General features: G+C 35.2%; 20 protein-coding genes and 1 pseudogene. 8 read left to right on the top strand and 13 right to left on the bottom strand.

The window, feature by feature from the left end:
- Positions 1-115: 115 nt before the first annotated feature.
- The 4 genes from FJR08_RS02720 to FJR08_RS02735 all read right to left on the bottom strand — a co-directional run bounded on the left by FJR08_RS02720 (position 116) and on the right by FJR08_RS02735 (position 3,331).
- Entirely contained in the window at positions 116-1,843 is a 1,728-nt protein-coding gene (locus FJR08_RS02720; protein WP_168632067.1) for a DnaJ domain-containing protein, read from the bottom strand.
- 398 nt (positions 1,844-2,241) lie between these two features.
- Complete coding sequence (locus FJR08_RS02725; RefSeq protein ID WP_015080212.1) at positions 2,242-2,697, bottom strand: ferredoxin; 456 nt, start codon at positions 2,695-2,697, stop codon at positions 2,242-2,244.
- Complete coding sequence (locus FJR08_RS02730; RefSeq protein WP_168632068.1) at positions 2,697-3,083, bottom strand: DUF1257 domain-containing protein; 387 nt, start codon at positions 3,081-3,083, stop codon at positions 2,697-2,699. The genes FJR08_RS02725 and FJR08_RS02730 overlap by 1 nt, the downstream gene beginning before the upstream one ends.
- A gap of 38 nt (positions 3,084-3,121) precedes the next feature.
- Positions 3,122-3,331 (bottom strand): DUF2997 domain-containing protein, encoded by a 210-nt coding sequence (locus tag FJR08_RS02735; protein ID WP_015080214.1) that lies wholly within the window; start codon positions 3,329-3,331, stop codon positions 3,122-3,124.
- Between the two features lie 453 nt (positions 3,332-3,784).
- Between FJR08_RS02735 and FJR08_RS02740 the strand changes: the two genes are divergently transcribed.
- Together FJR08_RS02740 and FJR08_RS02745 are read left to right on the top strand one after the other, a co-directional pair.
- Complete coding sequence (locus tag FJR08_RS02740; RefSeq protein ID WP_168632069.1) at positions 3,785-4,642, top strand: peptidoglycan recognition family protein; 858 nt, start codon at positions 3,785-3,787, stop codon at positions 4,640-4,642.
- A 105-nt stretch (positions 4,643-4,747) separates the two neighbouring features.
- A complete protein-coding gene (locus FJR08_RS02745; RefSeq protein WP_168632070.1) occupies positions 4,748-5,614 on the top strand; it encodes an Rpn family recombination-promoting nuclease/putative transposase in 867 nt (288 codons plus the stop codon).
- Positions 5,615-5,750: 136 nt separating this feature from the next.
- On the opposite strand, the gene FJR08_RS02750 is transcribed toward FJR08_RS02745, so the two are convergent.
- The 3 genes from FJR08_RS02750 to ribBA form a co-directional block, all read right to left on the bottom strand.
- Positions 5,751-6,392, bottom strand: a complete 642-nt coding sequence (locus FJR08_RS02750; RefSeq protein WP_168632071.1) for an RloB family protein — start codon at positions 6,390-6,392, stop codon at positions 5,751-5,753.
- A 4-nt stretch (positions 6,393-6,396) separates the two neighbouring features.
- Positions 6,397-7,698, bottom strand: coding sequence for an ATP/GTP-binding protein (locus FJR08_RS02755; protein ID WP_168632072.1), 1,302 nt, complete (start codon positions 7,696-7,698; stop codon positions 6,397-6,399).
- A 197-nt stretch (positions 7,699-7,895) separates the two neighbouring features.
- Positions 7,896-9,569 (bottom strand): bifunctional 3,4-dihydroxy-2-butanone-4-phosphate synthase/GTP cyclohydrolase II, encoded by a 1,674-nt coding sequence (ribBA, locus tag FJR08_RS02760; RefSeq protein ID WP_168632073.1) that lies wholly within the window; start codon positions 9,567-9,569, stop codon positions 7,896-7,898.
- Positions 9,570-9,900: 331 nt separating this feature from the next.
- On the opposite strand from ribBA, the gene argC reads away from it, so the two are divergent.
- Positions 9,901-10,959, top strand: a complete 1,059-nt coding sequence (gene argC, locus FJR08_RS02765; RefSeq protein WP_168632074.1) for an N-acetyl-gamma-glutamyl-phosphate reductase — start codon at positions 9,901-9,903, stop codon at positions 10,957-10,959.
- Positions 10,960-11,039: 80 nt separating this feature from the next.
- On the opposite strand, the gene eno (FJR08_RS02770) is transcribed toward argC, so the two are convergent.
- Positions 11,040-12,329, bottom strand: a complete 1,290-nt coding sequence (eno, locus tag FJR08_RS02770; RefSeq protein WP_168632075.1) for a phosphopyruvate hydratase — start codon at positions 12,327-12,329, stop codon at positions 11,040-11,042.
- A 426-nt stretch (positions 12,330-12,755) separates the two neighbouring features.
- On the opposite strand from eno (FJR08_RS02770), the gene FJR08_RS02775 reads away from it, so the two are divergent.
- The gene (locus FJR08_RS02775) at positions 12,756-14,774 is read left to right on the top strand and encodes an AAA family ATPase (protein ID WP_168632076.1); all 2,019 of its coding nucleotides are present in this window, start codon (positions 12,756-12,758) and stop codon (positions 14,772-14,774) included.
- A gap of 14 nt (positions 14,775-14,788) precedes the next feature.
- The gene (locus FJR08_RS02780; protein WP_168632077.1) at positions 14,789-17,326 is read left to right on the top strand and encodes a nuclease domain-containing protein; all 2,538 of its coding nucleotides are present in this window, start codon (positions 14,789-14,791) and stop codon (positions 17,324-17,326) included.
- Positions 17,327-17,387: 61 nt separating this feature from the next.
- Here FJR08_RS02780 and FJR08_RS02785 read toward each other — a convergent pair whose 3' ends face one another.
- From FJR08_RS02785 to eno (FJR08_RS02795), 3 genes and pseudogenes are all read right to left on the bottom strand, one after another.
- Positions 17,388-17,723: a XisI protein gene (locus tag FJR08_RS02785; RefSeq protein WP_039201781.1), complete on the bottom strand. Its 336-nt coding sequence runs from the start codon at positions 17,721-17,723 to the stop codon at positions 17,388-17,390.
- Complete coding sequence (locus FJR08_RS02790; protein ID WP_027400758.1) at positions 17,711-18,130, bottom strand: element excision factor XisH family protein; 420 nt, start codon at positions 18,128-18,130, stop codon at positions 17,711-17,713. The genes FJR08_RS02785 and FJR08_RS02790 overlap by 13 nt, the downstream gene beginning before the upstream one ends.
- A gap of 33 nt (positions 18,131-18,163) precedes the next feature.
- Positions 18,164-18,606, bottom strand: a pseudogene (eno, locus tag FJR08_RS02795) (phosphopyruvate hydratase); the annotation flags it as partial.
- Between the two features lie 210 nt (positions 18,607-18,816).
- On the opposite strand from eno (FJR08_RS02795), the gene FJR08_RS02800 reads away from it, so the two are divergent.
- Entirely contained in the window at positions 18,817-19,047 is a 231-nt protein-coding gene (locus FJR08_RS02800) for a hypothetical protein (protein ID WP_168632078.1), read from the top strand.
- Positions 19,022-19,306, top strand: a complete 285-nt coding sequence (locus FJR08_RS02805) for a type II toxin-antitoxin system RelE/ParE family toxin (protein WP_168632079.1) — start codon at positions 19,022-19,024, stop codon at positions 19,304-19,306. Before FJR08_RS02800 ends, FJR08_RS02805 begins: the two co-directional genes overlap by 26 nt.
- A gap of 33 nt (positions 19,307-19,339) precedes the next feature.
- Here the strand turns inward: FJR08_RS02805 and FJR08_RS02810 are convergent, their stop codons facing one another.
- A complete protein-coding gene (locus FJR08_RS02810; RefSeq protein ID WP_041458002.1) occupies positions 19,340-19,519 on the bottom strand; it encodes a hypothetical protein in 180 nt (59 codons plus the stop codon).
- Positions 19,520-19,895: 376 nt separating this feature from the next.
- Complete coding sequence (locus FJR08_RS02815; protein ID WP_168632080.1) at positions 19,896-20,480, bottom strand: Uma2 family endonuclease; 585 nt, start codon at positions 20,478-20,480, stop codon at positions 19,896-19,898.
- Between the two features lie 166 nt (positions 20,481-20,646).
- Here FJR08_RS02815 and gloA point away from each other — a divergent pair, with 166 nt between their 5' ends.
- Positions 20,647-21,039, top strand: coding sequence for a lactoylglutathione lyase (gene gloA / locus FJR08_RS02820; RefSeq protein WP_168632081.1), 393 nt, complete (start codon positions 20,647-20,649; stop codon positions 21,037-21,039).
- Positions 21,040-21,066 lie beyond the last annotated feature (27 nt).

Raw genomic sequence — 21,066 nt, forward strand, 5'->3', positions numbered from 1 at the left:
ATGACAAAATATATTATTCCCCTACAACTTAACAATTTATAACGTTTTTTCCGAATATGCAATATAAACAATTAAAAAAAATTGAGGTATTAATACTGATGAAGCGATATATATTTTACAAGCTATTCATAAGCTGAAACTTTTGATATGCTTGATTGACTGCTTGCATGGCAGTTTTGGCACTGACAGAAGTGTTAATATCAGGATGATATAATCTGGCTAATCTCAAGTAGGCAAGTTTGACATCTTTGGGGTGAGTTTTCGGTTCTATGCCTAAAATTTCCCACCATTCCCCAGTTAAGGGTAAATCATCACTGCTGTGAACCTGCCGCCAAATCTTGAGAGTGCCACCTTTACCACCACTAATCAATATTTTACCATCTGGACTGAAAGCTAGGGGACTAAACCCAGAAATAGTTTCTAGCAATTCCCCAGTTTCAAGATTCCAAAGTTTGATAATTCCATCTTGACTACTACTAGCAATAATTTTACCATCAGGGTGAATAGCGATCGCAGAAATAGCCGTTGAGGGTTGATACCAAGTGTAGCGTAATTCCCCTGTATGGAGATTCCAGAATTTAATTGTACTATCGGTGCTGCCACTAATCAGGGTTTGATTATCGGCAGTAATTGCTAATGTATTTACTGCTGCTAAATGCTGATTAATGGTATAAAGTGGTTCACCAGTTTGTAAATTCCAGATTCTGATAGTTTTATCAGCACTGCCACTAACAAGAGTTGTAGAATCAGGACTAATAGCAATAGCTAAAACTGCATCTGTATGTCCATTTAAAGTGTGTTTAATCGTTCCTGTATAACTTCCCCAAACTCTGATAGTTTTATCCGTACTACCACTAACAATAGTATTACCATTAGGACTATAAGCAAGTGCATTAACAAAACTATTATGACTATAGGGAGAACTTAAATAAGAGAATGTGCGATTATATTTTTTTGTTTCTAATTCCCAACTGCTGATTTTCCGATCTACACTACCACTAATTACCTGTTTTCCGTCGGGACTAATAGCTACAGATAACACAGCTTCAGCTTGTCCAGAAAAAGTATATAGCAATTTTCCCGTTTGCAAATTCCATAAATTAACTTGTCTGTCATTGCTACCACTAACTAAGGTTTTATTATCAGGATGAATAGCAACACTATTCACGGTGGCTGTGTGTCCTTTGAGGGTTTTCACACATTGCCAAACTTCCGTTATTTGAGGAGTTATATTTAATATTTTGGGTTCAACTTCTGGTTTAAATTGAGGAGATTTACCTTTGATTTTGGATTTTAATTGTTTTAATTCTTCCTCAATTTCTAAAGCTGTAAATTTGGCATTTATATCATCACCAGATAGTTCTAGTAATGCTTCCAAATAATAATCATCATCATTATTTAAAACTTTTGTTTCCATGCGTTCAAAAACTTGCATGGGAGTTTCCCTAAATTCAGAATCATCTAATAATTTAGCCACACCATAAGCAGCAAGTCCTAAAACTGCACCAATTCCTGTCATTGATACTGTACCAATACCAAAAGCTAAACCAATTTTAGGTGCAACAAATCCTATGCCACCGATAACATTAGAAACGCCAACACCACCAATAGCACCAATACCCATTGCACCAAAAACGGCGCTATCCCCTGCTGTAATTCCTTTAAAAGCACCATAAGCAGCAGCGCCAACAACCGCACCGACAACAGTTACAGCAGCAGCACCTATTCCCACACCACCAAAGCCTCCAGCTATTCCCATACCTCCGACTGTGGAGGAGATACCCGCACCTGTTAAAGTTCCGGTGGTGATGAATGCTGCACCTGTTTGAGATGTTGGTTTCATGCTTACGTCAGAATCAGGATTTATAGGATTTAAGGATTGAACAGTGAACTACCTACACTTCCCTTGCGGGTAAGTATAGGCTTCCTACCCAGTTAACAGCTTTTTGCTCTTCGAGAACAACAAGACTGATGTTAAGGCGATAGGCTGACCCCTCGTTCCAAAGGCAAAATCAAGGTTAATCAACAAAAATGATCATGTATCTAGCTTGGTTATCGCTATTCTCTCGCCTTGCCGAGATATTCAATTCATAACACAAATTTTGTGAATTGTCTCCATGTTTTCCTTCCTTGCTGTCGCGTTGGTCGGAAAACCGTCGTCAATTCACGCGCCATTCATCCCCCGCTGCCCTATCGGGTCAGACGTGGGGCTTCTGTCGGTTAAGCTAAGTTGCTGGTAATTTAAGAACTAGATTTTTTTAACTTTTGTTTTTTCCGGCGTTTTTCTGTAATGGCTACACCATGTTCTACGGGATAACCCGCTACGGGAATTACCTGATATTTTCTGTCTGCTTCTAAATTTTTCAGTTCTGTGTAATCAACCCAGTGAATACAATCAACAGGACAGGTATCTATGGCTTCTTGAACTACCTCTTCTATATCTCCATCTTGACGGAGGACACGCGATCGCCCATAATCTTCTTCAATGAAAAAAGTATTTCGGGCAACATGGGCGCAATGTTTACAGCCAATACAGGTAATTTCATCAACATAAACACCTTTTTGCCGCACTAATCCGCCTAATTCCGGTTCTAAACCAGAACGTTCGGGGACATCTCGCAAAAGACTCCCTAATTCTGGTTCTAAACCGGAACGGTTATATTCCTCTTCTGGTGACGACGGCGGCAAATTAGACATTACGCACTCCAGCGTTGTACTACTAGGCGAATAGAACCATCTTTCTGTTGTTGTTGTTCGGCTACCTGGAAGCCAACTTTAGTAGTTTCTTTAACTACTGTTTGATAAGCATAACGTTGAGTTACTTCACGAACAAACCCATCCACAGATAGATTTTGTTGCCAATATTGTAAATCTGCAACTAATTCGTATTCTTGACCATTCCATCTAAAACCGATATCGTAGCCATTTTGCTGTTTAATTGTGACTTCGGCTGCATGAGTTTGACCACGATAACCCCGCACCTCACCAGGTCCAGGTTTCCAGTCTATTCCCAAGTCAGAAAGGGCATCTTTCAAGGATTCCAGATTACGAATCTGTGTCTTAATTTGGCTAAAGTGTGACATGGTGGTTTGTAATCAATGAAATTAACTAGTTGGAAAACTTACCATTCGCTGTGGGCGGTTTGTGTATCCACCACACTATTTTGTTGCGGGTTAGTGGCAAAAAACTCTGAGGTTGGTTCATTACTCAACACTCGTCCTAGCTGGGCTTCTATGGCTGCTGTTACCTCAGTACAAGATGCACCGATAATACCGGTGACTTTTTCTTGGACTCGACCATCTGGATAAATGATGAATTCTAATGTTTCCATACTTTGAAAGCCAACCTAGATAGTATATTTGAACTTTGCTGGTTTACCAGACCTACTCAAAATTTAGGGATAGGAACTTAGATACAAATTTGCCACTTGTCTCATAATGTTCCATATTTAAGCACATATATTTCATAATTTTTACAAAAGTTATTATTTTAGATTAGTATTTACGTTCGTTAGTTATAAGTTTCTCTTAACCTGATCAATTAGTCAAGATGAGGACTGCTAAAGACCAAAAATTATCAAAAATCTGATTAAATAAAGCTTGTAGGCAAAATCCCTAGTCAGGAATGAATATGAAAAAAATCTAAAATTTATGGAAAGATCTTATCATTATCATTGAATTGAACCAAGTAATAGGTTTGACAGTGGTGATCAGGTATAATTGTTACTGGCTCTGCCATGGATATTTACAGACATTACACTATATTACCAATTTTAAATAAAAATATGAGATTTAGAGACTGGGCGACTAGAGTAATACTAATTTTTTTGATGTTAGCTACCCTAACTTTGGCTGTATTTATTGGGGGTGCGAGACAACAACACAATCAGACAATTGCATCAACTTCGGAAGGGACAACTGAGTATCAATATCCACCAGCGCAATTACAGTCAACAATAACTAAACCAGAAAAAAAGCGAAATTTAATCCCGTCTCCCGCAAAGGTTAAAAAAATTAATCCTCTGTATACAACTACTAGAGATTTCGCTAATTATAGACCTAATTTTGCCCAGGTTACAGTTGATCCTAGCAATTATGGCGATCGCTATACCGCAGATGTTAATGGTGTACCTTGTAATAATCAAGCCATTATTGTCCTTCATGAAACTACTAATTCTACTTCTAGCGCCATTAATTTTTTTCAAACACCTCATGATGATGAAAGTGTTCAAGCTAGTTATCATGCCATAATTACTTTAGAGGGAAAAGTTATTTATTTAGTTCCTCCAGAAAAACGCGCTTTTGGTGCTGGTAACTCAGTTTTCAAAGGTGTTAATGGTGTGGAAACTGTGCAAACTAATCCTAATTTATCCCCATCTGTAAATAATTTTGCTTATCATGTATCTCTAGAAACCCCGACCGATGCTTGGGGGAAAAGTAATATAGAAGCACATTCAGGATATACAGAAGCTCAATATAATTCCTTAGCTTGGTTAATTGCTCAAAGTCAAGTTCCAGATGATAGAATTACAACCCATCGTGCGGTAGATGTGGGGAATGGGAAAGTTGATCCTTTAAGTTTTGATGGTGAAAAGTTTCTCAATAAATTGCATTCTTTTCGGCAATTACAAACTTTCAATTAGTTAGCAAAACAAAATTCTGAGGATTTAATTTAGTTAAAACTTATGCAGAATCTCAAATAATGTGATTAAATTTAGAGGATATTTAACAAATAGATAGAATGCTTCATGCGTCGAGACTCCATTTTCTATAAACTATTTCAACAGTCTCCAACTTTGCTATTTGAACTGTTGACAAATCCACCCATAAATGCAGATGCTTACCGATTTGATTCGGTAGCTGTCAAAGAACCCAAGTTTGAAATAGATGGAGTATTTCTCCCCCCAGAAAATGAAGGTGCTGGGATTGTGTATTTCTGTGAGGTGCAGTTTCAAAAAGATGAACAACTTTATGAAAGAGTATTTGCAGAATCTTCACTATATTTCTATCGCAACCGCGTTAGATTTAGTGACTGGCAAGCAGTTATAATATATCCATCTCGCAATACCGAACAAAGGGACATTTACCCTCATAGAACCTTACTAAAAGGTGAACAAGTACATAGAGTGTATTTGAATGAATTGGGGGATATTCGTCAATTACCTCTATGGGTAGCATTGATGGTATTGACTACGGTGGAGGAAGAACAAGCACCAGCAGCAGCACGGGATTTGTTAATAAGAACCCGTGAAGAAGATCCTCAACCATCAAGTCGCGCCATAATAGAGATGATCACGACTATCATGGTGTACAAGTTTGAAAAACTTAGCCGAATGGAGGTAGAGTCTATGCTAGGAATAACACTCAAGGAAACTAGAGTTTACCAAGAAATTAAGGAAGAAGGACGAGAGGAAGGACGAGAAGAAGGACGAGAAGAAGCAACTGTTAATGTGATTATTCGACTGTTGACTAAGCGATTTGGAAAAATCTCTGAGGAAATGCGTTCCTCGATTTCTAGTTTACCTTTGCCGGTTCTCGAAGATTTGAGCGAAGCATTGTTAGATTTTACCAGCTTTGCTGATATCCAAACTTGGTTAAAAGGGCGGGTAAATTAAAGTATTTGGGCTGAATATTCGCGTAAGTTGCTAGTTAAGAAAAAAGGGAATAGGTAAAAATTAAAAACTTACCTATTTCCAAAATTACATTTTTTTCGCCAGTTAGGAAGCGTTAATACTGCTAATAAATAACTGCTCATTCAAAATTTTTTTGTTTTTGTAGTTTATCAATTAGAATATGTACTTTTGTTGATGGTTTTGTACATCCATCTTCATTAGGATGATTTTGTTCTAGTTTAATAGCATGATTAATAGCTTTTTCTTGATTGGGTTTAAGTTTTTTATATAGCAATTTATCACTTTTATCATAAGCTTCTCCTTGTTTGAGAATACCCTCTTTTTTCATTTCTGCTTCTAGCTTTGGAGATAATTCTTTATAACTACTAAAGGGACTGGTAGTATAACAATAATGTAGTAAAAACCAAAATTCAAAGCAGGGTATTGATGTTATAGATTCAAAATTATATTCTTTTGCTGTGCTGAGAGCTTTTTTATATTTCTCTGGTTTATTATCATCATCAAATATACAAAATACTTGATCATATTTTTGCTGTTGTTGTTGACATAGATCATAAGCTGTAGTTACAATCTCTAAAGGATCTCCACCATTAGCGGAAACTATTTTAATCTTAATTGTTGATAATTTCAATTCACGTTTTAAAGAATCAAAGTAATTATATTCTGTTTGTTCACCCTCAACTACAATTAAAAGGTCTCCTCTAGGATTTTTATTCCCGGAACTTCGTTTTAAATTATTGGTAGATTTTCCCCGTGACATATTTTTAAATACTCAACCCATTAATAAAAGGAATAGCACCATAGCGACCTAATAGATAACCTTTTTGTAAAGATTCATTTTCACGAGGTCGAAAGTCGAACAATGAATATAGTTTTGTCATGCTGTTATCTTTCTCAGTAAACCATATTTGGTCAGGTCTGAATATTTCACCATCTAGCAGTGTAGTATCATGAGTTGTAAATATTAATTGAGCATTGTTTTTGTTAATTTCTGGATTATTAAACATTTTTATTAATGCTTTAGAAAGAACTGGGTGTAAACTTCTATCTAATTCATCTATCAATATTACTTCTCCATATTCTAATACATATAGCCAAAGTCCAGCTATTTCAAATAAACGTTGTGTACCATCAGATTCATCATCTATATCAAATTCTACTTCTTGATCAGAGTCATTCATTTTATGAATAGTTATTATATCTAATTTGTTAATTTCATCAATAGTTATATCTGCTCTTTCATGTTGTTCAATTTTCTGTTTTAGAAAATCTTTATAAAAAGAATTTATTCCTTCAGGCATAGGTTTTTTATCAATTTTGATACCTGAAATATCAATATCTGCTTCACTAAGTAATTTAGCTACTAAAAAGGGAAAATTATCATCTTCGTCAAATCGGCTTAAAGTAAATTCTATATTAGCATGATTGTGAATAGGAATATTTATTTCATCTTGAAAAAAATCAAATACCTCTGTTAACTGAGGATGATTATTTTGTGCAGCGTGTGATATAAATAAAGAATTAGAACGAACAAATCTTTGAATACGCTTTTTTTCCCCTTTTAATCCTTTACCAAAAGACCATTTATATCCTTCGTCTAATTTTAATTCTGGATTATCTGGCATATATTCACGAGAAAACCAGTTTTGTTGAACTTCATTTGGATAAGCAATTAACCACTCTTCAAATACTCGTTCTCGATTTAAAGAAACTCCATATTCATAACGAATATCATTATGAATAAAAATCACTTCAAAACTACTAGGCTTTTTTGCTAATTCACTATTTAATCTAAATGGTTCAACAGGTAATTTATCCCCAATTTGCATTCTACTAGCTGAGTTAATGACAAGATTTTTCAGCACTTGTATAGCTTTGAGTAAATTACTTTTACCAGAAGCATTTGGACCATAAATAGCAGCACTTGTAATTAAGCGTAAATCATCATTATTAGGTACAGAAAAAGTATTACTATCCAGCATGGTTTCATCTTCAGCAGCTACCATGCTTAATGTTTGCTTTTCTTGGATTGAACGATAATTTTCTACACTAAATTCTACAAGCATGACTTTATTCTTAGTTGGTTATCCGTCTATAACCCACAAATTATTATAAATAGTAAAAATTATACTTTTTGTCCTTGCTAATTTCTAGTTAATAGCAACTTTTATTTGTGGGGTTATTCAAGCATACATAAATAATCAACAAATAGCTCTAGTTATAAAACTAAAGCTATGATTAATCTATGGAAATTCAGCAAACCCTACTTACTAAAACTGTAAATGTGCTGTGTTTGAAAAATACCTTTTAAAGACGAAGGTAGTACACCATCAGCGAAAGTTTGCCTATCTAACTGTACTTGCAAATTACTCAAAGGATCGCTACCTGTCGCAATCAGAAATTCCATTTTCTGAATATAGGGTAAAGTTGCAATTTCATCTAAAATCTGGCAGATTGCTTGCAGGTAAGGATGACCTTTTTGTTGATACCAATTGGATTCAGCAATATTAGCTTGGTCAAAACCTAAATGTACAGTTAAAGAGGGTTGATCAAATAAAGCGATTCCCAAGGGACGGGCTTCTTCCTGTAACAATAAATGTTGATTTTTGGATAAATACCGTATTTTCTCTAGTCGTTCATAACGTTCAGTCACCGATTCCGGTTCATCTTGCCAATGTATGGCAACTGTAACTAGATAAGTTTGTAACAGCATATGTCCCAATTTCTTAGCTTTAGTAGCTAGGTAATAGGAATTAAAATCATTAGACTCAATTAAGAGGGGAACACGATCTACCACGTCTAATCCATAACCTTTGACACCAGCAATTTTACGGGGATTATTAGTGATCAAACGAATTTTTTTAATGCCCAAATCCATGAGAATTTGCGCCCCCATGCCATAATCACGCAAATCAGCGGGAAATCCTAACCGCTCATTTGCTTCCACTGTATCCAAGCCCATATCCTGCAAAGAATAGGCTTTCAACTTGTTAACTAAACCTATGCCCCGTCCCTCTTGACGTAGGTAAACAACGACACCTTGACCAGCATTTTCAATCATTTTTAATGCGGCTTGTAACTGCATCCGACAGTCGCAACGCAAAGATCCTAAAGCATCTCCTGTTAAACATTCCGAGTGCATTCGCACCATCACGGCTTCATCTCCAAAATTTGCCGGATCTCCCTTGACAATGGCAACGTGTTCTGTATTATCTAGGGTGTGACGGTAGCCGTAAATATCAAATTGACCGAACTGGCTGGGGAGTTTGGTAATGATTTCTCGATATATCAGGCGATCATTTTGGAGACGATAACTGATTAAATCAGCAATGCTAATAATTTTCAGGTGATGATTTTTGGCATATTCCATTAACTGATGTAACCGCGCCATTGAACCATCAGAGTTTTGAATTTCGCAAATTACCCCGGCTGGATACAGTCCCGCTAGTCTGGATAGGTCTACAGCGGCTTCTGTATGTCCAGCCCGTTTGAGTACGCCTCCTGGTCTAGCCCGCAGGGGAAAAATATGACCTGGACGGCGTAATTCTTCCGGTTTTGTGTCTGGGTTGAGGGCGACTTGGATGGTGCGGGCGCGGTCTTCGGCGGAAATACCAGTGCTAACGCCCAAATGGGGACCAGCATCAATACTAACGGTAAAGGCGGTTTGGTTAGTATCTGTGAGTTTGCTGACCATTAATGGTAAGTCTAGTTCATCGAGGCGATCGCCTGTCATTGCCAAACAAATCAGTCCTCTGGCTTCTACAGCCATGAAGTTGATCATATCCGGGGTGGCAAATTGGGCGGCGCAAATTAAATCACCTTCATTTTCTCGATTTTCGTCATCTACGACAACAATGACACGACCTGCTTTGAGATCGGCCAAAGCGGCATCAATAGGATCAAATTTAAAGGTTTGGGTAATATTAGGCTGTGACACAGAAAATTTCCAGCTATCAACGTAAAGTTTTTTAACAATTTCTTATTTTAGATTGTAGCTTGTTTATCGGAATTAGAGCTTTTGTGAGAAATTGACTAAATGACAAGAAATTTTCTGTAACCGAAACCACATGATATTTACTGATAATGATTTTTTACACAATATGGGTGTGATTGGTGAGCAAAGATATTTCTGATTATAGATACGCTAAAAGATCCTCTTTGCTATACAATGCTGCGAAAGTTCAATCAGAAGTCATCAGTAATTAGTTAGTAGCTTGACTGCTGATGATTGATAATAGATAACTAAAAGTGGATAAGGATTTAAGATCATGGGAAATTTAAGACGCGTACCAGTTGGAATTGTTGGCGCGTCAGGGTATGGCGGAGTACAGCTAGTGCGACTGCTGATGGATCATCCTGAAGTGGAAATTGTTTATTTAGGTGGTGAAAGTAGTGCAGGTAAATCCTTTGCTGAACTTTACCCACAGTTCGGTAATATAGTAGATTTGCCCATTGAAGCAGTACAACCGGATCTTATTGCTAGTCGTTGTGAAGTGGTATTTCTGTCTTTACCCAATGGACTGGCTTGCCAAATTGCTCCCCAACTTATAGAAAAAGGCTGCAAGGTACTGGATCTGAGTGCTGATTATCGCTTTGGTGATTTGAAAACTTATACAGATTGGTATGGTACAGAAAGAAGCGATCGCACCATAGCCGCAACAGCAGTTTATGGTTTACCAGAATTATACCGCGATCGCATTGCCGAATCAAATCTAATTGGCTGTCCCGGTTGCTATCCTACAGCCAGTTTACTGGCACTTTCCCCACTTTTAAAACAAGGGTTAATAGTTCCCGAAACAGCCATTATTGATGCCAAATCCGGCACATCTGGGGGCGGCAGACAAGCCAAAGTTAACCTGTTGTTAGCCGAAGCTGATAACTCTCTGGGTGCTTATAACGTTGGTAGACACCGCCACACCCCAGAAATTGAGCAGATATGTAGCGACTTGGCAGGTCATGACGTAAAAATCCAATTTACACCCCACCTCATCCCCATGGTGCGGGGGATTTTAGCCACTGTGTACGCCACTATGCGCGATCCCGGTTTAGTCCGTGATGACCTCATTACCATCTACAGTGCCTTTTATCGTAATTCCCCTTGGGTGAAAATCTGCAATAGTGGCACTTATCCCCAAACTAAATGGGCGTGTGGCAGTAACAATTGTTATATCGGCATAGAAGTTGACCCCCGCACTGGTCGCGTTATCGTCATGTCAGCCATTGACAACCTCATTAAAGGTCAAGCAGGTCAAGCAATTCAATGTATGAACTTGATGCTAGGCTGGGATGAAACCTTGGGATTACCTAAAATTGGGTTTTATCCTTAATTAGGTAATGGGTAATGGGTAATGGGTAATGGGTAATGCTGTTTACAATCACCAATCACCAATTACCAATCACCAATTGCCTATTTTGGTCCTAAACCAACAGTACCAGCATAGACGGCGTGATCGCCTAATTCATCTTCAATTCTGAGTAAGCGATTGTATTTTGCTACCCGTTCACTGCGACACAGAGAACCGGTTTTAATTTGACCGGCGCGAGTAGCTACGGCTAAATCAGCAATGGTTGTATCTTCAGTTTCACCGGAACGATGGCTAATTACTGAACGGAAACCGTTGCGAGTGGCTAAATCAATGGTTTCCAAAGTTTCAGTTAGTGAACCGATTTGATTTAACTTAATCAAAATCGAGTTAGCGGCTTTTTGTTCAATGCCTTTTTGTAAGCGGGTAGCATTGGTGACAAATAAATCATCACCCACTAATTGTACTTTTGAGCCAATTTTCTGAGTTAGTAATTGCCAACTTTGCCAATCTTCCTCATGTAAACCATCTTCAATAGATACAATGGGATATTGGTCAACCAACTGACCTAAATAATCAATAAACTCAACAGGACTATGGGGTTTACCATCATAAACATATTGTCCATTTTTGTAAAATTCACTTGCAGCCACGTCTAAGGCTAAAGCTACTTCTTCACCGGGTTTGTAACCAGCTTGTTTAATTGCAGCTACCAACAATTCTAAAGCCACTTGGTTAGATTCTAGGTTAGGTGCAAAACCACCTTCATCACCCACACCTGTCAGCAAACCTTTATCATCTAACACTTTGCTGAGAGTCGCAAATACTTCCGCACCCCAACGCAAAGCTTCTTTAAAAGAAGGAGCGCCAATAGGGACAATCATAAACTCTTGAAAGTCTACGTTATTAGATGCGTGCGCTCCACCATTGATCACATTCATTAAGGGGACTGGCAATAAATTCGCCAAAGGTCCACCTAAATAGCGATAGAGAGGAATGTCTAAAGCTGCTGCACCTGCTTTAGCTGCTGCTAAGGAAATACCTAAAATGGCATTTGCACCTAAGTTAGATTTGTTAGCTGAACCATCTGTAGCAATCATTGTCCGGTCTAACAATTCTTGGTTGAGGACATCCAACCCTAATAATTTGGGTGCTAATATCTCATTGGCGTTTTTTACCGCTGTGAGGACTCCTTTACCACCATAACGGCTTTTATCCCCATCCCGCAGTTCATGAGCTTCAAATGTGCCTGTGGAAGCACCGCTAGGAACTTGCGCGAGTCCGACTGCACCACCAGCTAAATGTACTTCTGCTTCTAGGGTAGGTCTTCCCCGTGAGTCGAGGATTTCGCGGGAGACAATGGCTTCAATAGCGGTGTCTAGAAATTTAGTCATTCGTGGTTTGTCCTTGATTTTGAGTATGTCGTCAGGGTTAACCTTTACAGTTTACTAATAACCCAATCGCTAGTTTATGTGTTTCTGGGGGAAAATCGCCTGACATTAAAGAAGATTTCCGAGTTTGAGTCAACTCACAGGAAAGTTGATGAGTTTCTGATAGCGCAACGTGGCATTATCCATAACCTGGGGAATGCTAATGAATGTATAAATTGCTTTACCTGACTACTTGATTAATTTTTTTTAAGCCTTTAACCGTATAGTTGCCCAAGAAGACAGACAGTTGTATATTATATGAATGTAAAAAATAGTATAAATACTTTCAGTAACAATGCTCTAACGCTGACAATATCCATAGTCAAGTTAATGTTACAGCAAATCTTAGTTACTGGTAAGCATAAAAACGCAATTACCATCAAATAGCCTATGACTGAAAATGATGAACAGGAATTCAATAAACTACTAGCAAAACCTGATAGTGAATTGATTAAGGATATTCTTGTATACAATCAAATTCCATCTCTTGTATTATCTGGAGTGCTAACCGTAAACCCAGGTAGTCGTTATGGATATTTTAAATCTGTTCTTGATCATAACGGACGAAAAATAAAATATCCTAATGGTAATGATCTTGATGATATATTTATTTACGATCCTTATGAATTAGAAAAAGATGAACGGTATTATTTTGAGTGTGAATTAGCCAGCCTAAATGAAAAGAGAAAAAGGAACAATCCTTATTTATTAAAAACTACTGTTGATAGAGTTCAACAGGGAGAAAAATTAAATAGTCTTGTCAAAGCCATAGAGGAAAAGAATTATGAAATTAATGAACTAAATGAGGCAATTAAATATTGCGAGGAAACAATCGCTCAAAAAATTACTGAAATTTCAAAAAATGAGAGTTTCATATCGGAATTGAGTGAAAAAATAGAGTCCAATAAAATACAACTTGACCAAATAATAAATCAAAAAACGGAAATGGAAAACACTATAAAAATTCTTCAGCAAAAGATTAATATTTGCAGAAAATTAGAATTTTTGAGCGAGGATGAGGAAAGACAGTATATTTCACTATCCAGAGAAAAATACGTTATTCCTAGTAATTATTTAAGTTTTGAAAATGAATTAGAAAGTAGTTTTGCGAAATTAGCAGATCATGTACATCAATATTTATTTTGCGAAAAAAATCTGATTTATACAAGATTTCAGATCAGAAATTTTTTGACCCTATTAAGAACAAATGATTTAATTGTTTTGAGTGGTTTGTCAGGTTCGGGTAAAACCCAAATTGTCAAAGCATTTGCGGAAGCATTGGGTGGTGTTGCCAAGATTATACCTGTTAAACCTAATTGGACAAGTTCAGATGATTTGTTGGGATATTATAACCCTATTCAGATGTCTTTTCTGCCTACACCTTTCACAGAAGCAATAGTAGAGGCTATTCACAATCCAGATCAATTATATCTCATTTGCCTGGATGAGATGAATTTAGCAAGAGTTGAATATTACTTTGCAGATTTTCTTTCAAAATTAGAAGAACGCAGTAGTCAACCAGAAATTGAATTATATGCCAAACATGAAGAAGAACTATTCATATCAGAATTTAAGACTTTATTAAACCTGCTTGAAAACAGTGCTAAGAATATTGAAATAAAATCTTGGCAGGACTTTTTAAACAATGATGAGGCAAGAACGCGCTTTTTAGAAATTTTTGGTAATAATGAGAAAGAATCGCTTTTGCAATTACACACCAAAACAAAAAGACGTTTAATGGATATTTTGAAATTTCCATCTACTATCAAGATACCTAATAATGTCAGGTTTATTGGTGCTATTAATGTTGATGAAACCACAAATTACTTTTCACCTAAGATTTTGGATCGTGTACACATTGTCAAGTTTGAAAATCCACTACTTTATGAAGAGAAGGTAAGAAGATTTTTTGACAATTCAGAATATGATCTGGAGTTAGTACCGGTTTATGTGAATCCAGTTGTTTTTTCCCAAAGGGAAGAATATCCTAAAATGGATAATTCCTACATTAGTATGAATTTAAAAGAAATAAATCAAAAATTTTTGTTACCTTTAAATATTGATTTTGGTGTTAGGTCTATTCGTCAGTCTCTAAACTATGCTGAACTTAACAAAGAGGTTTATGAAAATTACAGTAACAATGATAAAATTTCCCTAAATATTATCATTATTCAAAAAGTCCTACCTCGCTTTTCCTTTGATAGTAGCCAAATTTCCCAAAACGGTAGTAGTAAATTAGAGATATTAGAACTTCTCATTTCTCATCTCAAAACTCTGTTTAAAGATTATTACCATAAAACAGACGGTAGTGAAGAAATAGGTAAAGTTTCAAATGATTTTCTGTCGGAAATGATAAAAAAAGCCAAAAATAACCCTCAAATTGACTCTGAAATTAACTTTTTTGCATAATATAAAGGAAAGACATGATGAAAGATTTTGAAGTTCTAATGATTTCTATTGAATGGGAGTCATGCGATAAATATTTAAGTATCACCAAAAGCGCAAGGCCATTGAAACCAACAATAAAAGCTGGCAATATAAATACTTATGAATATGATATTGTTCTCTATACCAAAGAGGATGGTAAGTATTTTCAATTTTGTGTAAAAACACCGCACACACCATTTTTAAAAGGTAGTGATGGCAAATATCATGATCCTCTTTTTAATTTGAAAGATGATTTATGGATAATTAAAGGAGAAGAATGGGAGATAGGACAAAGGGGAATTGGATATCATCATTGTCCTTCTATAAATACAATCGGTAAAATTGAAATTGGCATTTTAGACAATTTAAAGCAGATTAAAGATTTTATTTCAATTGATATAAATAGCAACATTCTGGATTTTGACTTTGAACAACTTAAAAATGATTTTGAGGGTGAATTATGGAATTTAATCACCTCCCAAAAATCAAAAATAACTTCTAGTAGATTAGAGTTAAGATACTATGATAAAATATTCTGTTATTCAGAAAGTAAATCAATTATTGATTTTCTAAAAGCTTATGATGCAATTGAAAAAAAACCTAAATCTGAATTATTAACATCAAAAGGTATTGCGAAAATAGAGAAAGTAAAACCTATTGCTGAAACTTACAGAAAATTAGTAAGTATTGGTGGTAGTGCTAGGGTTTTACCTTCAAAAACATTTATTGAAAATTACGATATTTATGAAAATCGCTATTTATGTTTAATGTTAAATAGTATATATAAAATTGTTTCAAATAATATTAATTATACTAAGAAACAGTTAGAATCTTTGGAATATAAAATAAACGATAAAAAGGCTAAAATTAAAGTCTTAAATGATCCTAATCCTCCAGTTAACAGGGAAGAAATTATAGAAGAAATTTTATTGCAAGAAAAAAAAGTGCAAAATATGGAGGAAGAATGGCAAAACATTAGTCGTAATATGCCATTTGATAGTCAACAAAAATTTTATACCCTAAGTATATATATTAAATATAAAGATAAAAAATCCAATAGTGGGTTCTGGTGCAAAACCGATAAGACAGCGTTTTGTCTAATCAACTTTCCTTATGCGTGTTTAAATTATTTGGAAGAAGAACAAAAATATACATTTGAATTTTCTTTTATAAAAGATCGTGATATTAGAGTGGATAAAGGAAATATTTACCCACAGTTTACGATAACAGGAATAAAAAGGATAGAACCAGAAATTGAAAAAAATATATTAAATCAACGACTGAATAATAAACAAAAATTAGAATCAAATAATTGGGTTCAAATATTAACATCAAAGGATATAAAAGAAAGAGAAAATCAAGTCAGAACTCTAGAAAATGACATAAAAAAACTTGAAAAGCAAATTAAAGACTTAGATGAATTTGTAAAAGAACAACAAAAATTATTACCATTAATAGAACAAAGAATAAGAAAGACATTTTTTAAAACTATTAAATGGCAAAATATTCAAGGTTTTACACCTTCAATGACTTTTATTCAAAATATAAGTTATCGAAATGCTTTAAATTCATATAAAGAAATATTAGAATCTGAGGGAATAGATCTAGGAGTTTTTGATCTTTATGAGAAAGCTACAACTTATGGTATGAGAGAAATACCTCAAATTTATGAATTGTGGTGTTTAGTTTCTATAATTAAGACATTAAAAGAATCATACGGGTTTAAATACAACTCACGGGATACTCGTACACTTCTAAAAGTTATTAATCCTGAAAATAATAACTTGAATAATCAGGTAACTATTAATTTTGAAGAAAATTTGAATGGTAGAACAATTACTTTATATTATCAAAAAACACTCCCAAATAATAAAAGACCTGATTTTATCCTGGAAATATCCATTAATGATAGAAAAATTTATCTTGTACTTGATGCTAAATTTAAAAATTATAATTACAAAAAATCTTTGAATTATGAGATAAAAAATTTAAATGATAAATATAGTGACATGGATTATTATGTTTTTATCTTACACCCCTGTAATGATTTAACTGGTGAAAAGAAACCAGTAAAAATGACAAATCATGGAGGTGATAAAATTTATTTTGGTGAAGAAGATCAAAAACCTACATTTCCATTTCACAAATATGGATATATTATGCACAAACCAAATTTTACAGATAACCTAAAAAAATTAATTGGAATGGCTTTTGAGTATCTTTTAGAAAGTAATAAAAATGCAAAAGATGGAAATACAATAGATCCAAAACCTACTAATGATTTATTTTGTTTGAATTGTGGCGGAAAAAAAATAGATATTCTCACACATAGAAGGGGTGAAAACAAATTTTATTACACGGCAACTTGTAAATCAAAAGAATGTGGACACCAAATACACTTAGACTATTGCTGGAAGTGTCATACAAAACTATTTAAACATGGCTATTATTGGGACTATCATAAAACATCTGTTTGGAGTAGCTTTGATATTCATTGTCCCAATTGCGGTATGGCATTTGCAGATAAACCGTGAAATTGGCAGATAAATAGATTTTTGATATCTGACGCACCGTAGTAATGGCTGTGTTTTAAGCCTAAGCCAAAGAAAAATCTGTAAACTGCCGATATTCAGGACGAATAAACCCTAAAATAATATCATCCTTTCCTACTCCTAATTCCAATAATTCCCCAGTTATTCCCCTTTCCGTACCATCCCATTCAATGCAGATTTTACCATCAATAATTCGCAGATGAAACACCACTGCATGAACTCTACCTGTTCTATCCCAACCCGTATCCATTAACAAATAATTATCAGATTCTTGATCACAAATACATAAAGCCTCAATTTTTCCATGACTAGGTTTATACTTAGCGTGATTTCCAACAATACTAATTATAATTCTTCTGTATTTTTCTAACTTATCCATTGTACAATTACCTCCTGAATTGGATCGAAAATAATGTAATTAATCTGCTGTTGATCACTTAAAATATCTTGAATAGCTGGTTTAAGAAAAAAGTCTTGATAAGCAGCTTCAGGAATCGCTAAATATAATTTACGTTCTGGATTGATTCTTTTAATTAAACTAACATAAATATTATATTGTCCTAATGTTTTTTCTAATTCTGTAATTAAAGAAGGGCTATTAAAAACTTTTATTTCAATTACAATCTTTTGCTGCATCTTCTGGGCAGCAAATAATTTTTCTGCTCCTAAATCAGCATATAAACGCAAGCCTTTGTATTCTAGTATAAAGGGGTCATCGGTAATTACCCATCCATCTTTGGTTAGAGCATTTTTAACTTGATTGTGATATAAATCGTACTGTGGCATTACTAAATCAAGAATATTAACTTTAGCCTAACAAAAACCACCTTCATCACCCACACCTGTCAGCAAACTCTTATCATCTAACACTTTGCTGAGAGTCGCAAATACTTCCGCACCCCAACGCAATGCTTCTTTAAAAGAAGGCGCACCGATAGGAACAATCATAAACTCTTGAAAATCAACGTTATTAGATGCGTGCGCTCCACCATTGATCACATTCATCAAGAGTACAGGAAGCAAATTCGCCAAAAGTCCACCCAAATAGCGATAGAGAGGAATATCCAAAGCTACTGCACCTGCTTTGGCTGCTGCTAAAGAAATACCTCAAATGTGCCTGTAGAAGCCCCGCTAGGAACTTGTGCGAGTCCCACTGCACCACCAGCTAAATGTACTTCTGCTTCTAGGGTAGGTCTTCCCCGTGAGTCAAGGATTTCGCGGGAGATAATGGCTTCAATAGCGGTGTCTAGAAATTTAGTCATTCGTGGTTTGTCCTTGATTTTGAGTATGTCGTCAGGGTTAACCTTTACAGTTTACTAATAACCCAATCGCTAGTTTATGTGTTTCTGGGGGAAAATCGGCTGACATTAAAGAAGATTTCCAATCACGACGGGTGACAATGATCCCTGATTCTGACATATATTTCTACATTTTTGTATGTTATAATTTTCAGAAAATAGCAAAGATTATTTATGAATACAGTAGAAATTCGTCAACAAATTCAAGAATATGTTGATAAACTGTCACCAGAAAGATTATTAGTGGCTGTTGATTTTTTGGCGTATTTGGCAGATAAACAAGATAATGATGCTACTGAAGAGTTATTGAAAATTCAAGGATTTAAAGAAGATTTTGCTAAAGCGAAAGAAAATGTTAAAGAAGGTAAGGTAATTTCTGTTGAGCAACTTAAACGAAAATATTAACTATACGGTTGTTATTGGCATTGATGCTCAAGATTTTTTTGAATCTGCTTCTGCTACTTTACAAAAGAAGTTAGACAGATGTTTTGAAATTTTAAAGATTGAGCCGCGTAATTATCCTAATATAAAAGCACTGAAAGGTGAATTCTCAGGTTATTATCGTTATCGAGTGGGTGACTATCGAGTGATTTATGAAATTGATGATAATTCAAAGCTGGTAACTATTTTGCTGATTGCACATCGAAGTAAAGTTTATGAGTAGTTGCAATAAATATTCGTCCCTTCCCACCGTAACTTATCTCATTTGTAAATACTCTTTAAATACAGCAGATAAATTAAATAAAACTTTTTCTTGGACAACTGTTTTCAGTAAATATTGAATGTGAGATAATTCTTCATCTTCAAAGTCCATATCTGCACATTTTTCTTGAGTGATTAAAATTAAACTACTTTGATGTTCAACTTCTGTTATCATTGTGAAAAAATTTTGATAATTTTTATATTCATTTTGATAACTTCCTGCAAATTGACCACTAGCAAAAATATTTTCCAGATTATCAATTAGGTATAAGTGCGATTACAGCAGAACAAGTAATTACTGTCAGGTCTGTACGTCAGAGACTAGGAGGAAAAACAACATCTGTACCAAGTTCTAATTTTGAGAATTCAGTTCCATCTTCTTCATCTTCTTTAAGTTATAAAACCGATGATAAAGCAGTAAAGAAGCTGTAGCCAAATTATTCAATCCGATTAGAAAATTAGATGCAGAAAAAACCCCTATCGCGTTGATATATAATTCTGAAAAATGCTATGATATAAGCCAATCCCAAGCATTGTTATCAATTTAATTACTACCAAATTTTCCCCATATTCAAAACAAATCCTGATAAAACAGGTTCACAACTCACAGTATCAGGATTTTCTAAACACTCTTCTATTTGTCCAGGACGATAAATATAAACTCGGCGATTTTTGCGGTCAATTAATAACCCTAATTGGATTCCTGGTTCTTGCATATATTCCTGCATTTTCTCTTTTAAAGGCTGCAAATTATCAGAATTTGACCTTAATTCAATGACAAAATCAGGACAAATAGGTGCAAATTTCTGTTGTTGTGTAGGTGTGAGTTGATTCCATCTTGCTAATTTTATCCAGGAAGCATCAGGAGAACGTATTGCACCTGTGGAAAGTGTAAATCCCGCACTGGAAGAAAAGCCAATTCCTGAACCATTTTCATCTGACCAAATTGCTAACTGTCCAATAATATGAAATTCTCGATTTCCCGTTTCTGAATCAACAGGTGGCATAATTAATATATTTCCGAATTCATTCCTCTCAATGCGTAAATCACGGTTTTCTTGACAGAAATCAAAAAACTCTTCATCTGTCATTTGCATTGATGAGGGAAAATGTAATATCAAAGGTGATGAAATCATAATTATTTCCTCCATCTGAAATTAAAATCAATTTTACCACAAGCTCTTGCTGAAATTAGTTAAGATAGAATTGTCAACGACTGAGCAATTAAAAGCAGAATTAAACGCAAATATCGTGAAAATTCCCTATCAGTTATAAAATATAAGCATTGAACAAAGGTTAAATATGCGATTACTACATACAATGCTTCGCGTCGGTAATTTAGAAGAGTCCTTAAAATTTTACTGTGATGTACTGGGAATGAAGTTACTCCGCCGGAAAGATTATCCAGCGGGAGAATTTACCCTGGCTTTTGTCGGTTATGGAGAAGAAAGTGATCATTCAGTTTTAGAACTCACCCACAACTGGGGCGTAGAAAAGTATGATTTAGGTAGTGCCTATGGTCATATCGCCTTGGGTGTGCATAATATTTACGCTACCTGTGAGACCATTGGACAACTGGGTGGTAAAGTAGTCCGAGAACCAGGACCAATGAAACATGGTTCAACGGTAATTGCTTTTGTGGAAGATCCAGATGGTTATAAAGTTGAATTGATTCAATTAAAAACTCCAGAATAATTTAGGGTAGAGGGTAGGAAGAGAACT

This window comes from Dolichospermum sp. UHCC 0260 (assembly GCF_009711985.1).
GTDB classification, from domain to species: domain Bacteria; phylum Cyanobacteriota; class Cyanobacteriia; order Cyanobacteriales; family Nostocaceae; genus Dolichospermum; species Dolichospermum lemmermannii.

What these genes read in the sequence shown, in the direction of transcription:
- eno (WP_168632075.1), bottom strand. Translation starts at nt 12,329, where the DNA reads ATGACTAAATTTCTAGACACCGCTATTGAAGCCATTGTCTCCCGCGAA.
- FJR08_RS02775 (WP_168632076.1), top strand. Translation starts at nt 12,756, where the DNA reads ATGACTGAAAATGATGAACAGGAATTCAATAAACTACTAGCAAAACCT.
- argC (WP_168632074.1), top strand. Translation starts at nt 9,901, where the DNA reads ATGGGAAATTTAAGACGCGTACCAGTTGGAATTGTTGGCGCGTCAGGG.
- FJR08_RS02735 (WP_015080214.1), bottom strand. Translation starts at nt 3,331, where the DNA reads ATGGAAACATTAGAATTCATCATTTATCCAGATGGTCGAGTCCAAGAA.
- FJR08_RS02750 (WP_168632071.1), bottom strand. Translation starts at nt 6,392, where the DNA reads ATGTCACGGGGAAAATCTACCAATAATTTAAAACGAAGTTCCGGGAAT.
- FJR08_RS02780 (WP_168632077.1), top strand. Translation starts at nt 14,789, where the DNA reads ATGATGAAAGATTTTGAAGTTCTAATGATTTCTATTGAATGGGAGTCA.
- FJR08_RS02755 (WP_168632072.1), bottom strand. Translation starts at nt 7,698, where the DNA reads ATGCTTGTAGAATTTAGTGTAGAAAATTATCGTTCAATCCAAGAAAAG.
- gloA (WP_168632081.1), top strand. Translation starts at nt 20,647, where the DNA reads ATGCGATTACTACATACAATGCTTCGCGTCGGTAATTTAGAAGAGTCC.
- FJR08_RS02720 (WP_168632067.1), bottom strand. Translation starts at nt 1,843, where the DNA reads ATGAAACCAACATCTCAAACAGGTGCAGCATTCATCACCACCGGAACT.
- FJR08_RS02790 (WP_027400758.1), bottom strand. Translation starts at nt 18,130, where the DNA reads ATGCCACAGTACGATTTATATCACAATCAAGTTAAAAATGCTCTAACC.
- FJR08_RS02785 (WP_039201781.1), bottom strand. Translation starts at nt 17,723, where the DNA reads ATGGATAAGTTAGAAAAATACAGAAGAATTATAATTAGTATTGTTGGA.
- FJR08_RS02810 (WP_041458002.1), bottom strand. Translation starts at nt 19,519, where the DNA reads ATGATAACAGAAGTTGAACATCAAAGTAGTTTAATTTTAATCACTCAA.
- FJR08_RS02730 (WP_168632068.1), bottom strand. Translation starts at nt 3,083, where the DNA reads ATGTCACACTTTAGCCAAATTAAGACACAGATTCGTAATCTGGAATCC.
- FJR08_RS02815 (WP_168632080.1), bottom strand. Translation starts at nt 20,480, where the DNA reads ATGATTTCATCACCTTTGATATTACATTTTCCCTCATCAATGCAAATG.
- FJR08_RS02740 (WP_168632069.1), top strand. Translation starts at nt 3,785, where the DNA reads ATGAGATTTAGAGACTGGGCGACTAGAGTAATACTAATTTTTTTGATG.
- FJR08_RS02745 (WP_168632070.1), top strand. Translation starts at nt 4,748, where the DNA reads ATGCGTCGAGACTCCATTTTCTATAAACTATTTCAACAGTCTCCAACT.
- FJR08_RS02800 (WP_168632078.1), top strand. Translation starts at nt 18,817, where the DNA reads ATGAATACAGTAGAAATTCGTCAACAAATTCAAGAATATGTTGATAAA.
- FJR08_RS02725 (WP_015080212.1), bottom strand. Translation starts at nt 2,697, where the DNA reads ATGTCTAATTTGCCGCCGTCGTCACCAGAAGAGGAATATAACCGTTCC.